This is a genomic window from Enterobacter cloacae complex sp.6700776 (assembly GCF_048284255.1).
Taxonomy (GTDB): domain Bacteria; phylum Pseudomonadota; class Gammaproteobacteria; order Enterobacterales; family Enterobacteriaceae; genus Enterobacter; species Enterobacter intestinihominis.
Genome location: NZ_JBLVYK010000001.1, coordinates 550,018 through 564,840, shown reverse-complemented (window position 1 = coordinate 564,840; position 14,823 = coordinate 550,018). Strand labels below are relative to the sequence as shown.

At 54.7% G+C, this 14,823-nt stretch carries 12 protein-coding genes; 7 read left to right on the top strand and 5 right to left on the bottom strand.

The window, feature by feature from the left end:
• Positions 1-92 precede the first annotated feature (92 nt).
• The 3 genes from ACNQ0T_RS02830 to adhP all read left to right on the top strand — a co-directional run bounded on the left by ACNQ0T_RS02830 (position 93) and on the right by adhP (position 5,423).
• Entirely contained in the window at positions 93-1,790 is a 1,698-nt protein-coding gene (locus ACNQ0T_RS02830) for an NAD-dependent malic enzyme (protein WP_022648194.1), read from the top strand.
• 707 nt (positions 1,791-2,497) lie between these two features.
• On the top strand, positions 2,498-4,207 hold the full coding sequence (locus tag ACNQ0T_RS02825; protein ID WP_058646564.1) for an ABC-F family ATP-binding cassette domain-containing protein: 1,710 nt from the start codon (positions 2,498-2,500) through the stop codon (positions 4,205-4,207).
• A gap of 205 nt (positions 4,208-4,412) precedes the next feature.
• Complete coding sequence (gene adhP / locus ACNQ0T_RS02820; RefSeq protein ID WP_150311759.1) at positions 4,413-5,423, top strand: alcohol dehydrogenase AdhP; 1,011 nt, start codon at positions 4,413-4,415, stop codon at positions 5,421-5,423.
• Between the two features lie 39 nt (positions 5,424-5,462).
• Here the strand turns inward: adhP and ACNQ0T_RS02815 are convergent, their stop codons facing one another.
• The gene (locus ACNQ0T_RS02815) at positions 5,463-5,972 is read right to left on the bottom strand and encodes an RrF2 family transcriptional regulator (protein WP_022648200.1); all 510 of its coding nucleotides are present in this window, start codon (positions 5,970-5,972) and stop codon (positions 5,463-5,465) included.
• Between the two features lie 130 nt (positions 5,973-6,102).
• Between ACNQ0T_RS02815 and ACNQ0T_RS02810 the strand changes: the two genes are divergently transcribed.
• Positions 6,103-7,305: an NAD(P)/FAD-dependent oxidoreductase gene (locus ACNQ0T_RS02810; RefSeq protein WP_157507545.1), complete on the top strand. Its 1,203-nt coding sequence runs from the start codon at positions 6,103-6,105 to the stop codon at positions 7,303-7,305.
• A 39-nt stretch (positions 7,306-7,344) separates the two neighbouring features.
• Here the strand turns inward: ACNQ0T_RS02810 and araJ are convergent, their stop codons facing one another.
• Positions 7,345-8,520 (bottom strand): MFS transporter AraJ, encoded by a 1,176-nt coding sequence (gene araJ, locus ACNQ0T_RS02805; protein ID WP_063148920.1) that lies wholly within the window; start codon positions 8,518-8,520, stop codon positions 7,345-7,347.
• Between the two features lie 161 nt (positions 8,521-8,681).
• On the opposite strand from araJ, the gene ppk2 reads away from it, so the two are divergent.
• From ppk2 to ACNQ0T_RS02790, 3 genes are read left to right on the top strand one after another with little or no spacing between them, the layout of a single operon-like run.
• Positions 8,682-9,500: a polyphosphate kinase 2 gene (ppk2, locus tag ACNQ0T_RS02800; RefSeq protein ID WP_022648203.1), complete on the top strand. Its 819-nt coding sequence runs from the start codon at positions 8,682-8,684 to the stop codon at positions 9,498-9,500.
• Complete coding sequence (locus tag ACNQ0T_RS02795; protein WP_161177956.1) at positions 9,497-9,790, top strand: hypothetical protein; 294 nt, start codon at positions 9,497-9,499, stop codon at positions 9,788-9,790. The genes ppk2 and ACNQ0T_RS02795 overlap by 4 nt, the downstream gene beginning before the upstream one ends.
• Positions 9,790-10,068 carry a CcdB family protein gene (locus tag ACNQ0T_RS02790; protein WP_417929516.1) on the top strand — a complete coding sequence of 93 codons (279 nt, stop codon included), beginning with the start codon at positions 9,790-9,792 and terminating at the stop codon, positions 10,066-10,068. The genes ACNQ0T_RS02795 and ACNQ0T_RS02790 overlap by 1 nt, the downstream gene beginning before the upstream one ends.
• Before the next feature lie 96 nt (positions 10,069-10,164).
• Here ACNQ0T_RS02790 and fdnI read toward each other — a convergent pair whose 3' ends face one another.
• From fdnI to fdnG, 3 genes are read right to left on the bottom strand one after another with little or no spacing between them, the layout of a single operon-like run.
• Positions 10,165-10,821: a formate dehydrogenase-N subunit gamma gene (gene fdnI / locus ACNQ0T_RS02785; protein ID WP_023300174.1), complete on the bottom strand. Its 657-nt coding sequence runs from the start codon at positions 10,819-10,821 to the stop codon at positions 10,165-10,167.
• On the bottom strand, positions 10,814-11,698 hold the full coding sequence (gene fdxH, locus ACNQ0T_RS02780) for a formate dehydrogenase subunit beta (protein ID WP_003857048.1): 885 nt from the start codon (positions 11,696-11,698) through the stop codon (positions 10,814-10,816). Before fdxH ends, fdnI begins: the two co-directional genes overlap by 8 nt.
• A gap of 11 nt (positions 11,699-11,709) precedes the next feature.
• Positions 11,710-14,757 carry a formate dehydrogenase-N subunit alpha gene (gene fdnG, locus ACNQ0T_RS02775; protein ID WP_417929515.1) on the bottom strand — a complete coding sequence of 1,016 codons (3,048 nt, stop codon included), beginning with the start codon at positions 14,755-14,757 and terminating at the stop codon, positions 11,710-11,712.
• Positions 14,758-14,823 lie beyond the last annotated feature (66 nt).

The window sequence follows — 14,823 nt, the reverse complement described above, 5'->3', positions numbered from 1 at the left end:
TATAATACCGCCCGACCGCACCCCGTAGCACAGGCCAGAAAGATGACAAACAGCAGTGTCAGGGACGGATCTTCTTAAAAAGAGTGAGTGACATGGACAACAAACTGAAAAAACATCGTTCCCTTTATATTCCTTACGCCGGTCCGGTTTTACTGGAGTTCCCCCTTCTGAACAAAGGCAGCGCCTTTAGCATGGAAGAGCGCAGCAGCTTTAACCTGCTGGGCCTGCTGCCTGAAGTGGTTGAGACCATTGAAGAACAGGCAGAACGTGCCTGGATCCAGTATCAGGGCTTTAAAACCGAAATCGATAAACACATCTACCTGCGTAATATTCAGGACACCAACGAAACCCTCTTCTACCGCCTCGTGCAGAACCATCTTGAAGAGATGATGCCCGTCATTTACACCCCCACCGTCGGCGCGGCGTGTGAACGCTTCTCAGAGATCTACCGTCGTTCCCGCGGTGTGTTCATCTCTTATCAGAACCGTCACAACATGGATGACATTCTGCAAAACGTGCCTAACCACAACATCAAGGTGATCGTGGTGACCGATGGCGAACGTATTCTGGGCCTCGGTGACCAGGGCATTGGCGGGATGGGGATCCCCATCGGTAAGCTCTCGCTGTATACCGCCTGCGGCGGGATCAGCCCGGCCTACACCCTGCCGGTGGTACTTGACGTGGGGACCAATAACCAGCAACTGTTGAACGATCCGCTGTACATGGGCTGGCGTCACCCGCGCATTACCGACGACGAGTACTATCAGTTTGTGGATGATTTCATCCAGGCCGTGAAGCACCGCTGGCCTGACGTGCTGTTGCAGTTCGAAGACTTCGCACAGAAAAACGCCATGCCGCTGCTGAACCGCTACCGCGATGAGATCTGCTCGTTCAACGATGACATTCAGGGCACTGCGGCAGTGACCGTCGGTACGCTGATTGCTGCGAGCCGTGCGGCAGGCAGCCAGCTCAGCTATCAGAAAATTGTCTTCCTGGGTGCAGGCTCCGCGGGCTGCGGCATCGCCGAGCAAATTATTGCCCAGACCCAGCGCGAAGGCTTAAGCGAAGAGCTGGCCCGCTCCCGCGTCTTTATGGTGGACCGTTTTGGCCTGCTGACCGACGGCATGCCAAACCTGCTCCCGTTCCAGACCAAACTGGTGCAGAAGCGCGAAAACCTGAAAAACTGGGATACGGATAACGAAGTGCTCTCGCTTCTTGACGTGGTGCGCAACGTGAAGCCGGACATTCTGATCGGCGTGTCCGGGCAGACCGGCCTCTTCACGGAAGAGATTATTCGCGAGATGCACAAGCACTGCGAACGCCCTATCGTGATGCCGCTGTCTAACCCGACTTCACGCGTGGAGGCAACGCCGCAGGACATCATCGCCTGGACCGAAGGTAAGGCACTGGTCGCAACCGGCAGTCCGTTTGATCCGGTGGTGTGGAAGGACAAACTCTACCCCATCGCGCAGTGCAATAACTCCTATATCTTCCCGGGTATTGGTCTGGGAGTTATCGCCTCCGGCGCGTCCCGCATCACCGACGAAATGCTGATGTCCGCGAGCGAAACGCTGGCAGGTCACTCTCCGCTGGTGAATAACGGTGAAGGCCTGGTACTGCCGGAGCTGAAAGACATTCACAAAGTGTCCCGCGCAATTGCCTTCGCGGTAGGCAAAATGGCGCAGCAGCAAGGCGTCGCGGTGAAAACCTCTGCCGATGCATTGCAACAGGCGATTGATGATAACTTCTGGATGCCGGAATACCGTAGCTATCGTCGTACTTCGATTTAAATCCGGGTGCTGACCGTTCCCTCGCCCCTCCGGTGCTGAGGGATCTCAGTAATTTGAAAGCAGAAGCGATAACCTTGCCTTCGGAATAACCGAAGGCTTTCAGCGAGGCCCTGGTCCGGCTGTAAATCGCTGAGGCGTTTCCTCCCGTCCCCGATAAGCCGGAAGGAATAAGCCGAAGGGACCGCGAAGCGGCGATTTTCCACCGGAAGCCCGGGTTGCCAGGGTAGTGGCGACTGAGCCACCCTGGCACGTTCACCGGTCATGTCATAACAGAGTAGCAAGGAACGTAAAGTGAACGGAATGACCACCACAGCCGTATGTTCCCCTCACCCTGGCCCTCTCCCCTGAGGGGCGAGGGGATGTTCTCTACCCATATTTATTTGTGGGGATCCCTCAGTCCTTTGGAAGAGGGTGAGACATCATGCCTTTCTTCCACTAGCCAAACCCATTTTCCCCCGCTACACTCCCTTCATCCATTAACCTACTGAATATATTAAGGAGGCCAATTATGCTGTACTGTGAAATTTTCAATGTTTCACATACATTTGGTGATCGCACCAGCTCAAGCGTTATCGGTATCGTGCTGCGATAACTTCCGCTTGAGCGAAGACACCAACCCCTGAAATCCCTTCTCTCGGGCTTACTGAGTTATCGTCAGCGATGTTTGACGAGGCATAAACATGCCTGTAACTCTTGGGTAAGCAACAATGAGCACTTTACTCACTGCACAATCTTTACGTGTTGATACGGCGTTTGGCACGCTGTTCGACTCCCTCTCCTTTACGCTGAAAAAAGGCGACCGCATTGGCCTGCTGGGCGACAACGGCTGCGGCAAAAGTACGTTGCTGAAGGTGTTGGACGGCACAGACTCCCCTGCTGCCGGAACCGTCGCATTGGCCGGATACTGTCTGATGGCGCGCGTTGAGCAACACCTGCCAGAAGCCATTTATCCCCTGACCATGCTGGATGCCGTGCTGGCGCAACTGCCCGCGACTGAACGCGAGAGTCTGCACTGGAAAGCTGAAACGCTGCTGGCGGGTATGGGCTTTACACCGCAGGACATGGCCTTAACGTCGGCAACGCTGAGCGGCGGGCAGCACACGCGTCTCCTGCTGGCGCGGGCGCTGATCGGCGATCCAGATCTGTTACTGCTGGACGAACCGAGTAACCACCTCGATTTGCCGACCCTGCTCTGGCTGGAACAGTTTTTACAGAACTGGTCCGGCAGCTTTGTGCTGGTCTCACACGACAGGCAACTATTGGATGCCGTCACCAACGGCAGCTGGATCCTGCGCGATAAGATGTTGCACTACTTCGCCCTTCCCTGCACCGCCGCGCGTCAGGCGCTGGTAGCCAAAGACGAAAGTGATGCGCTGCGGCATAAGGCGGAGCAAAAGGAGATTGATCGCGTAACCGCCAGTGCCAGACGGCTGGCCACCTGGGGCAAGGTCTACGATAACGAAGATCTGGCCCGCAAAGCCAAACAGATGGAAAAGCAGGTCGAACGGCTTAAGGAGAGTCAGACAGAGCTCACCGCAGGCAGTCCGTGGACATTAACCCTGCGCGGTGACGCCCTGCGGGCAGACCGGCTACTGGAGATGGAAAACCTAAGCGTAGCGCCTGAGCCTGGCCTGTCTGAGCTGTTTCACGTCGACATTGCGCGGCTTAGAAGTGGCGATCGCGTGGCTATCGTCGGGCGTAATGGCTGCGGCAAATCATCACTGATGAAGCTTATCTGGCGGCATTTCTCAGGTGAACCTTCAGAGGCTGGCCTGAAACTTCATCCTCGCGTGTCGCCAGGCTATTACGATCAGACGCTGAATCAGCTTTCGGAGGAGGCAACAATCTTTGACGCGCTGGAGCCTTTCGCGCCAGATCCGCAGACCCGTAAAATGGCCCTCATCAGTGCCGGGTTCCCGTGGGCGCGACACGGACAAAAAGTCAGTACGCTGAGCGGTGGGGAACGTTCGCGCCTGCTGTTCATCGGCCTGACGCTTGCTCGCTATAGCCTTCTGATGCTGGATGAGCCAACCAACCACCTGGACATGGAAGGCAAAGAGGCGCTGGCGGAAACACTGCAACAGTTTGAAGGCGGAGTGCTGCTGGTGAGCCACGATCGTCAGTTAATTAGCCAGAGTTGTAACCGCTACTGGCTGATTGAGGACGGCAGGCTTAGCGAATGGCACGATGCGGAGGCGGTGTTTGAGCGCCTGCGTGCGAGCACCGGTCCGGTGGTGCCTGAGGCGTCGAAGACTGCATCGAAGGCACCACCTTCAGCGTCTAACGATCTGCTCGAACGCCTGGTTGCCCTGGAAATGCTGCTGGAAGAGGATTTGGCGCGCAAGCCAAAACACCAAAAACCGCAGTTGCAGGCGCAATGGCGAAGAGAGATTGAGGAGATAGAAGCCCAACTATAAATCTGTACCCGGCGGTCGTTACGCCGGGTTTTTTACGTTAGCGTTTTCCCCTACTGATTATTAGAGGATCACCGTATTCTTAATCTGAAACTGAATTAATTGATGACATTATGTTGCGGTTGCCTTGCATTACAGCGCCAAAGTATTAATCCTTAATGGGTATTACACCTGCTATGCAGATACTCATTAGTAAAAGGAGAAACACATGAAGGCTGCTGTTGTCACTCAGGATCATCAGGTTAACGTTACAGAGAAAACCTTACGCGCGCTCAAACATGGTGAAGCGCTGCTGAAGATGGAGTGCTGTGGCGTTTGCCATACCGATCTCCATGTTAAAAATGGCGATTTTGGCGACAAGACCGGGGTGATCCTCGGCCATGAAGGGATTGGTATTGTCAAAGAGATTGGTCCGGGCGTCACGTCACTGAAAGTTGGCGATCGTGCAAGCGTGGCGTGGTTCTTCGAAGGCTGTGGCCACTGTGAATATTGTAATACCGGCAACGAAACTCTGTGCCGTGACGTAAAAAACGCGGGTTACTCCGTCGACGGCGGCATGGCGGAAGAGTGCATCGTGACCGCGGATTACGCGGTTAAAGTCCCGGAGGGGCTGGACTCTGCGGCGGCCAGCAGCATCACCTGCGCCGGTGTCACCACCTACAAAGCGGTAAAAGTCTCTGAGATCAAACCCGGCCAGTGGATTGCGATCTATGGCCTTGGCGGTCTGGGCAACCTCGCACTGCAATACGCCAAAAATGTCTTTAATGCGAAAGTTATCGCCATTGACGTGAATGACGAGCAGTTGAAGCTCGCTGCCAGCATGGGCGCAGACTTAACCGTGAACTCCCGCAGTGAAGATGCGGCAAAAGTGATTCAGCAGAAAACCGGCGGCGCACATGCGGCAGTGGTGACGGCGGTAGCGAAAGCGGCCTTCAACTCTGCCGTTGATGCAGTTCGCGCCGGAGGCCGCGTGGTGGCTGTTGGCCTGCCGCCGGAAGCGATGAGCCTGGATATACCACGTCTGGTCCTGGATGGAATTCAGGTGGTGGGCTCTCTGGTGGGTACTCGTCAGGATCTGCTCGAAGCCTTCCAGTTTGCGGCTGAAGGTAAGGTGGTTCCGAAAGTCACGCTGCGCCCACTGGAAGATATCAACGCCATCTTTAAAGAGATGGAACAGGGCCAGATCCGTGGCCGTATGGTGATTGATTTACGTTCTTAACCGCGGTGGCCGGGTAGCGGGTTTGCCCTGCCCGGCCTGTCACGTAGACGAACGGCGATCGGAAATCCACTCCTGAACCTCGATCTGGAACGTGTCCGGCGCTTTTCGATACATCTTCCGCGCCAGATCCAGGATGGTATGGCGTCCTAACTCCTCTTCCATCCGCTGCTGCGCGCTGTCCATAACCGATCGCACCCCGCACGGTCCGTCACAGACCCAGGCCGGTGGCGTTTCATCAAATACCGCCAGGCGCTGACGCACTTCCCGACATTCGAACATATTCTTATCGCCGTCGATGGCGTGCGCCACGTCCAGCACGCTGATCAGCTCTGCCGGACGCGCCAGCCGGAATCCACCCCCCTTGCCTTCGGTGCTGATAACCAGCCCCGCGCGTGACAAACGAGTGAAAATCTTCCCAAGATAGTCGTACGGTACGCCCTGCAAGGCCGCCATCTCCCGGACGCTCATCTCACGCTCATTGCCTTTTGCATCCACCATACACATCAGGCTATGAATGCCATATTCCACACCAGAACTGTAAAACGCCATGGCTCACTCCGGGTCATTGTTCGCTGCATTATAACGAATTTTAACTCAGAAAGAAGTTGTCGTAGTTAACTCCGACAAGTATAGTGGCAGTTATGTCAGACACACAGCCTGACGAACAAAAGGATCGAGTATGAAAAAGCAGATTTTAATTGTGGGTAGTGGGTTTTCCGGTATGTGGGCTGCGGTCAGCGCCGCGCGTCTTTCTGCTCTGGAAGGTAATAATAGCCTCAGCATTGCCGTGCTGGCCCCGGTGCCGGAACTGCGCGTTCGTCCACGTTTTTATGAAGAGAACGTGTCGACGATGGTCGCGCCACTGACCAAACTGTTTGCTGAGCTGGGTATTGCCTTTATTTCGGGCGAAGCACAACGTATTGATACCTCATCTAAAACCGTTTTGTATCGCGATTCAAACGGCGCCATTGCCGAAGTCAACTGGGAACGTCTGATCCTCGCAACCGGTAGCCAGACTAAACGTCCGCCGATTGCCGGTCTGACTGAATACGCATTTGATATCGACCAACTCGACTCCGCCAGGCTGTTCGAGCAACATCTTGATTCGCTGGTTTCGCGCCCCTCCACCCCAGAACGCAATACCGTGGTCGTGTGTGGCGGCGGTTTTACCGGCATTGAGCTGGCAACGGAACTCCCTGCTCGTCTTCGCACCCGCTTCGGCGCCGATACAAAGACTAAAGTAATCGTAGTTGAAAGAGGTGCAACTATTGGCGGGCGTTACAGCGAGGCGCTGCGTAACACCATTGAAGAAGCAAGCAACACGCTGGACGTTGAATGGCGTTTAAACAGTGAAATTGAAGCTATTGATGCCAGCGGCGTGACGCTGAAAAACGGAGAGCGCATTGCCAGCGCGACTGTAGTGTGGACGGCAGGGGTAGAAGCTAACCCCCTCAGCCTGCAAATTGACGGGGAACGCGACACTCAGGGACGCCTTATCGTCACCGACACGTTGCAGATCCCTGCGCATCCGGAGGTTTACGCGACGGGTGATATGGCGCACGCCAAAACGGACGATGCGGGCAACACGGCACTGATGACCTGCCAGCACGCGATCCAGCTGGGGAAATTCGCCGGACATAACGCAGCTGCCAGCCTGTTAAATCTGGAGCCGTACCCTTACCGTCAGGTGAATTACGTCACCTGTCTGGATCTGGGTGGCTGGGGCGCGGTGTACACCGAGGGCTGGGAACAGCGTGTTAAATCCGTGCGCGAGGAAGGCAAAAAGATCAAAGTCGCCATCACCAACGAACTGATTTACCCGCCAGCAGCAGACAAAGCAGTCGCATTTGCCGCCGCTGACCCACTGGCGAAATTCGTGTAGTCCCCTCCTGTGCCCGCGACCAGCGGGCAAAGCGTGAAATCAAGCCAGCGCTCCTGCGTTGGCCTGACGCTTTTTGGCACATAAAAAACCGTACATCAACAGAGAGGTCATTGCTGAGAAGGATAAGATCGCTGCCGGAAGCGTGACATAGCTCCAGCTAAAGCCGAGCGTAATCATCATTCCACCGAAATACGCGCCTATTGCGCTGCCGAGGTTAAACGCCATTTGCCCGCCTGCGGCGCCCAGCATCTCGCCGCCTTTCGCATTTTGCAGCAGCAGTATTTGCAGCGGCGCAGAGAGCGCAAACAGCCCGGCGCAGCAGACGAACCCCATTACCAGTGAAGCTGTTTTAAGCTCGCCAAACGCGAACAGTAACAGCAGCGAAGCCACAATCACCATGTCGGTGGTGGCAGCAATGCGCAGCGGGCTAAAGCGCGACGACAGCTTGCCGCTGAAGACATTACCCAGCACCATGCCCAGCCCCATCAGCATCATGATCGCGGTCATGACGCCCTCGGAAAAGCCTGACACGTTGACCATAAACGGCTTCACGAAGCTAAACCAGGCAAACACCCCGGCATTGCCAAACATCGTAGCGGCAAAAATCAGCCACGGTTCTGGTTTTTTCAGGAAGTGGAATTGTTCTGTCAGCCGGGTGGTTGTCGTGTCGTGAATGTCTGGCACCCACAGCAGAACAGAGAGGATCACCAGCGCATCAAAGACGGCAATCAAAAAGAAGGTGTAGCGCCAGTTAAATTCATGTCCCAGCCAGGTCCCGAGCGGGACGCCAAGCAAATTGGCAACGGTCATCCCGGCAATCATCCCTGCTACAGCAACCGTCACCTTACCCGGTGGCGCAATTTTTGACAGGATTATCGCCCCCACACCGAAAATCGCGCCATGCGGGAAACCAGAGATTAAGCGCCCCGCCGCCAGCCCCATGTAGGTGTCAGAGAAGGTAAAGAGCGCGTTACCGACGACGCACATCGCCACCAGAAAAAGCAGCGTTGTTTTCAGCGAAAATTTACTGGAGAACAGCGCCACAATCGGCGCGCCGATCACTACGCCAAAAGCGTAAAACGAAATCATATTTCCGGCGGAGGGAATCGAAATGCCCGTATCATGAGCCAGTTCTGTCAGCACGCCCATAATGCCAAATTCAGCCATCCCCAGGCCAAAGGTAGCCAGTGCTAACGAAAAAATTGTTTTTTTCATACCGCGACCACTGTTAAAAAATACGCAGCGTGCATTATTGATTAAACTTGTATGGTGAACCAGTTCAAATCAGCTTTCTGACACATTAATCCATTCATTCAGGCCGATTACACGCTTAGTACGGCCTCGATCCCGCGACCGGACCCATAGGGAGACCCGCCATGGTCAGTAAGAAGAAAACCCGTGTTGTTGATGATGTCGTTAAAAACGCGCCGCTCAAAACCAAAGCGTACGAGCAAGAGCTTCGCCGCCTCCATGTTGAACTGGTTAAGCTCCAGCAATGGGTGGTCGCCAAAGGGTTAAAGGTCTGTATTGTTTTTGAAGGGCGAGACGGCGCGGGTAAAGGCGGCGCCATCAAAGCCATCACCGAACGCGTCAGCCCCCGGGTGTTTCGCGTTGTTGCGTTACCGGCCCCCACCGATAAAGAGAAAAGTCAGCTCTATTTTCAGCGTTACGTTCCCCATCTGCCCTCTGCCGGTGAAATCGTTATTTTTGACCGGAGCTGGTACAACCGCGCAGGCGTGGAAAGAGTAATGGGTTTCTGTACCGAAGAGCAGGCCGACAAATTTCTTGATGGAACGCCGGTGATGGAAAAAGCGATGGTCGATGCCGGTATCATATTGTTGAAATACTGGCTTGAAGTAACGCCAAAAGAGCAGGAACGCCGCCTGCGCGATCGCATTAATGATGGTCGCAAGATCTGGAAGCTGTCTCCAATGGACATAAAATCTTTCAATCTGTGGGATGAATATACCCTCGCCCGTGATGCGATGTTTAAAGCAACCGACACCGCCTGGGCACCGTGGTTTGTGGCGCGCTCAGAAGATAAAAAACGGGTTCGGTTGAATATTATTTCGCATCTGCTTTCACAGATTCCCTATAAAGAAATTCACGTTGACAAGGTGGATTTACCGAAACGAAAGATCGGCAAAGTGAAGCCAACAAAATATCCCTTCCGGTATATTGCAGAGCGGTTTTGATATTACTGGAAGACGGCTCGCATAATGTAGATTACCAGGGGAAACAGTATTGTTTTTTGTTGGCTGCGGTTGATAATGACCGCACCAACAAAGGAGAAAACATGAAACCGAACCGCACAGAAAGATGTGCTACGACAGAGCGCCATACGGGGAATAGACCTCGCCCACTCTCTACAGCAGGAGAGCTCAAGCGGCAGCGTCAACAGGATCAAGGATTTATTAAAGCAATGAATGAATTAACGGCCAAAGCCGGGCTATTATCGGATGACCCTTATTTCGGAGGGCTTTGATGTGTTTTCAGTTTGACGTTTACCGCAATCCATCAAACAGAACGTGTGAATATCAACCCTATTTTATGATTATTCAGCACGATTATTATGACGACTTATCAACGAGACTTATTGTCCCGTTAAGCTATCACAATCATTTAAGAGGATATTCAAACGCTGCAACGCCACTGGTGAACCTTGAATTCCAGACATATTTTCTTAATACAGCCAACATCACACACGTGGAGACAAAAAAACTTAATAATAAGGATTATGTATGTAATCTGCGCAGTACATGAAGCAGTGTTCTTGCAGGAATTGATGCGTTAATTACCAATACGTAGCTAAAAGCCACGCAAGCGCAGCGCCGCCGGACAATGCCGACGGCGCGAGGTTTACTTCAACCCTTCCGAACTCTCTTTTTGCGCTTCAAGACGCTCAATGTCGCGGTACCAGCGCGGATGGTGCTTCTGCGCCCAGCGGCGGCTCACCTTCCCTTCAATCATGCCTTTAATCGATCCTTTCACCCAGAATGCCATATACATATGGATCAGAATGGCGTGGATCAGAATAATGGCCGAGGTCGCGTGGATCAGCAGCGCATAACGCACCACCTGAATCGGGAAATAGTGCGCAAAATACGGACGCCAGATAATCACCCCGGTCACCAGCAGCACAAAAATCATGCTCATGATGGTCCAGAACATCATCTTCTGCCCGGCGTTATATTTGCCCACCTTCGCGACTTTATGCTCGTTGCCTTTCAGAACCTCAACAATCCCTTTTAGCCACGGAATATCCTGCTTGTCAGGGATGTTGTGATGAACGAAACGCACAAACATAAACATCAGCACCACGAAAATCAGTACGCCGAAGAACGGATGCAGAATGCGCCCCATCTGCGGTGTCCCGAAGGTTTCCGTTAGCCACTGTAGCGTCGGGAAGAAGAACGAAATGCCGGATACCGCCACCAGGAAGAAGCAGATGACCACCGTCCAGTGACAGGCGCGATCGACAAATTTTGTGCGCACTATCATTTTCGACTTACTCATGATGCTCCTCCTCGTCGTCATCCACCTCTTTATTCGGCCCGATACCGATGTAGTGATAAATCAGCCCGGCAAAGGTGGCGATAAAGCCCGCCGCTGAGAGCGGCTTAAGCGCCCCTTTCCAGAGGTTGATTGAGGTATCGATCGCCGGATCCTTCGGCAGATTGTGATACAGCTCCGGCTGGTCATTGTGGTGCAGAACATACATGACGTGCGTACCGCCCACGCCCTGCGGGTTATAAATCCCGGCCTTGTCATAGCCGCGCGCTTTGAGCTTATCCACCCGCTGCTGTGCCACTTCCAGCATCTCTTTTTTGGTGCCGAAGTGGATAGCCCCGGTAGGACAGGTCTTCACGCAGGCAGGCTCCTGTCCGACGCTGACGCGATCGACACACAGCGTGCATTTATAGACCCGGTTATCTTCTTTATTGAGGCGCGGGATATTAAACGGACAGCCTGCGATGCAGTAGCCGCAGCCGATACAGTTATCCTGCTGGAAGTCGACGATCCCGTTGGCGTACTGAATAATTGCACCCGCAGACGGGCATGCCTTCAGGCAGCCCGGATCTTCACAGTGCATACAGCCGTCTTTACGGATTAGCCACTCCAGCTTGCCGTTCTGGTCGGTTTCGCTAAAGCGCATCACCGTCCAGGACTTGGCGCTCAGATCAGCCGGGTTATCGTAAACGCCAACGCAGTGCCCCACCTCGTCGCGGATATCGTTCCACTCCGAGCAGGCCACCTGGCAGGCCTTACAGCCCACGCAGGAGGAGACATCGATCAGCTTGGCGACTTCTGCCTTGTAGTCCCGCGCGCGAGGCGCGGGCGTTATCGGGTTGGTCGCGGAGCGTTTAATAATGTCTTGTGTTTCCATCGCCATTTAATCGCTCCTTACGCTTTCTCGATGTTGACCAGAAACGCTTTATACTCCGGCGTTTGCGAGTTGGAATCGCCAACGTTTGGCGTCAGGGTATTGGCGATGTAACCTTTCTGCGCCACCCCTTCAAAGCCCCAGTGCAGCGGGATGCCGACGGTTTCTACCTGCTGGCCGTGTACGTTCAGACTTTGCAGACGACGGGTGACCACCGCTACCGCGCGAATAAAGCCGCGTTTGCTGCTCACCGTCACGCGATCGCCATTGGCAATGCCTTTCGCCTTCGCCAGCGTTTCGCTTATCTCCACAAACTGTTCCGGCTGCGCGATGGCGTTAAGCCGCGCATGTTTGGTCCAGGTATGGAAATGCTCGGTCAGGCGGTAGGTAGTTCCGACATACGGGAACTTGTCCTTTTTACCTAAACGCATCACGTCATCTTCATAGATACGCACTACCGGGCTGGAGACCACGTTCGGGTGCAGCGGGTTAGTGCCGAGCGGCGTTTCCATCGGCTCGTAATGTTCCGGGAACGGCCCTTCCGCCAGCTTGTCGATGGCAAACAGACGTCCCAGCCCTTCCGGCTGCATGATAAACGGCCCGGTGTTGCTGCCCGGCGCGGCGGTGCTGAAGTCCGGGATATCGTTTCCCGTCCACTTCGTGCCGTTCCACTCGATCAGCATGCGCTTCGGATCCCACGGCTTACCGTTCACGTCTGCCGAGGCACGGTTGTACAGTACGCGGCGGTTCAACGGCCACGCCCATGCCCAGCCCAGCGTGTTGCCCAGGCCTGACGGATCGGCGTTATCACGGTTGGCCATCTGGTTACCCTGCTCCGTCCAGCTACCGGTGTAGATCCAGCAGGACGAGGCCGTGGTGCCGTCGTCACGCAACAGCGCGAAGCTATTGAGCAACTGGCCTTTCTTCGCCACCAGATTGCCGTTGGCATCGTACAGGTCGGCCAGCGCCACGCCGTTGTTCTCTTTTGCCACCTCTTCGGACTCAGGATGATCCGGCTGCTTGTAGTTCCAGCTCATCTTCAGCAGCGGCTCTGCGCCTTTGCCGCCTTCGGTGCGGTACATTTCGCGCAGACGATGGTAAATCCCGGCCAGAATTTCGCCGTCATTACGCGCTTCACCCGGCGCATCCTGACCTTTCCAGTGCCACTGTAGCCAGCGGCCAGAGTTGGCAATAGAACCGTCCTCTTCCGCAAAGCAGGTCGATGGCAGGCGGAACACCTCTGTCTGAATGGATGCCGGATCGACATCGTTAGACTCGCCGTGGTTCTGCCAGAACGTAGACGTTTCGGTGACCAGCGGATCGATAACCACCATGTACTTCAGCTTGCTCAGGCTGCGAACGACTTTGTTTTTATCCGGGAATGACGCCACCGGGTTAAAGCCCTGGCAGATATACCCCGTGACGTCGCCCTTATCCATCATGTTGAAATACTTGATGACATCGTAAGCCTGATCCCATTTCGGCAACCACTCAAAGCCCCAGTCATTCTCTTTCTGCGCCGCATCGCCGTAGAACGATTTCATCAGACTGACGGCAAACTTCGGATAGTTACTCCAGTAGTTCACCTGGTCCGGACGCGTCGCTTTTGGCGTGTTGGCGTCAAGCCAGCTTTGCCAGTCGGTCTGCTTCTCCGACGGCAGGGTCAGGTAACCCGGCAGGCTGGTCGACAGCAGGCCGAGATCGGTTAAGCCCTGAATGTTGGAGTGTCCGCGCAGGGCGTTCACGCCGCCACCGGCCATCCCCATGTTGCCGAGCAGCAGCTGGATCATCGCCATGGTTCGGATGTTCTGCGCGCCCACGGTATGCTGCGTCCAGCCCAGCGCGTACAGGAAGGTGGTTGTTCTGTCGGCGGCACTGGTGGAGGCCAGCACTTCACATACTTTCAGGAAGTCTGCTTTCGGCGTACCGCAGATGTTTTCCACCACGTCTGGCGTATAACGGGAAACATGCTGTTTCAGCAAGTTCCACACGCAGCGCGGATCGGTCAGGGTCTCATCGCGTTTCGCGTAGCCGTTTTCGTCGAACTGATAGTTCCAGGACGATTTATCGTACTGACGTTTCTCTGCGTCATAGCCGCTGAACAGGCCATCTTCGAAGGCGAAATCTTCCCGCACCAGCAGGGCGGCATTGGTGTAATGCTTAACATATTCCGCGTTAATCTTATTGTTTTCGATCAGGTACAACAGCACGCCGGAAAGGAACGTAATATCCGTACCGGAGCGGATCGGCGTATAAATATCAGCCACCGATGCCGTACGCGTAAAGCGTGGATCGACGACAATCAGCGTCGCATCGTTGTTGTTTTTCGCTTCCATCGCCCAGCGGAATCCCACCGGATGGGCTTCAGCGGCGTTACCGCCCATCACCACCACGACGTTTGCGTTTTTGATATCAACCCAGTGGTTGGTCATCGCACCGCGACCAAATGTTGGAGCAAGACTTGCTACCGTTGGTCCGTGTCAGACGCGCGCCTGGTTATCAACCGCCAGCATGCCGAGGGAGCGCACAAATTTTTGCGTCAGCATGCCGGTCTCATTACTTGCCGCAGATGCACACAGCATCCCGGTGGAGGTCCAGCGGTTAACCGTAACGCCCTGCTCGTTCTTTTCAATAAAGTTGGCGTCGCGATCCGCTTTCATCAGTTTTGCAATACGTGAGAAGGCCTCGTCCCAGGAGATGCGCTGCCATTTATCAGAGCCCGGCGCACGATATTCCGGATAGCGCAGACGGTTTTCACTGTGGACGTAGTCCAGCAGCCCCGCCCCTTTCGGGCAAAGCGCCCCGCGGCTCACCGGATGGTCCGGGTCCCCTTCAATATGATAAATCGCTTCTTTGGCGTTCTTCGCGCCATCACCCAGGCTATACATTAATAGCCCACAACCCACGGAGCAGTATGTGCAGGTGTTACGGATCTCTTTCGCGCGCAGCAGTTTATAGTTGCGTGCCTGAGCCAGCGCCATTTTGGGAGCGAATCCCAGCATTGCGGCTGTTGTTCCGGCCATACCGCCCGCGCAGATTTTAAAAAATTGTCTGCGGCTGACGTCCATTGCTGTCCTCGTTATCTGATAAGACTTCGCGCCGCAAACTAACAGCAAAGCCCCTGTTTTTTTTGC

Coding starts and splice junctions, on each gene's coding strand:
- ACNQ0T_RS02830 (WP_022648194.1), top strand. CDS start 93: ATGGACAACAAACTGAAAAAACATCGTTCCCTTTATATTCCTTACGCC.
- ACNQ0T_RS02825 (WP_058646564.1), top strand. CDS start 2,498: ATGAGCACTTTACTCACTGCACAATCTTTACGTGTTGATACGGCGTTT.
- adhP (WP_150311759.1), top strand. CDS start 4,413: ATGAAGGCTGCTGTTGTCACTCAGGATCATCAGGTTAACGTTACAGAG.
- ACNQ0T_RS02815 (WP_022648200.1), bottom strand. CDS start 5,972: ATGGCGTTTTACAGTTCTGGTGTGGAATATGGCATTCATAGCCTGATG.
- ACNQ0T_RS02810 (WP_157507545.1), top strand. CDS start 6,103: ATGAAAAAGCAGATTTTAATTGTGGGTAGTGGGTTTTCCGGTATGTGG.
- araJ (WP_063148920.1), bottom strand. CDS start 8,520: ATGAAAAAAACAATTTTTTCGTTAGCACTGGCTACCTTTGGCCTGGGG.
- ppk2 (WP_022648203.1), top strand. CDS start 8,682: ATGGTCAGTAAGAAGAAAACCCGTGTTGTTGATGATGTCGTTAAAAAC.
- ACNQ0T_RS02790 (WP_417929516.1), top strand. CDS start 9,790: ATGTGTTTTCAGTTTGACGTTTACCGCAATCCATCAAACAGAACGTGT.
- fdnI (WP_023300174.1), bottom strand. CDS start 10,821: ATGAGTAAGTCGAAAATGATAGTGCGCACAAAATTTGTCGATCGCGCC.
- fdxH (WP_003857048.1), bottom strand. CDS start 11,698: ATGGCGATGGAAACACAAGACATTATTAAACGCTCCGCGACCAACCCG.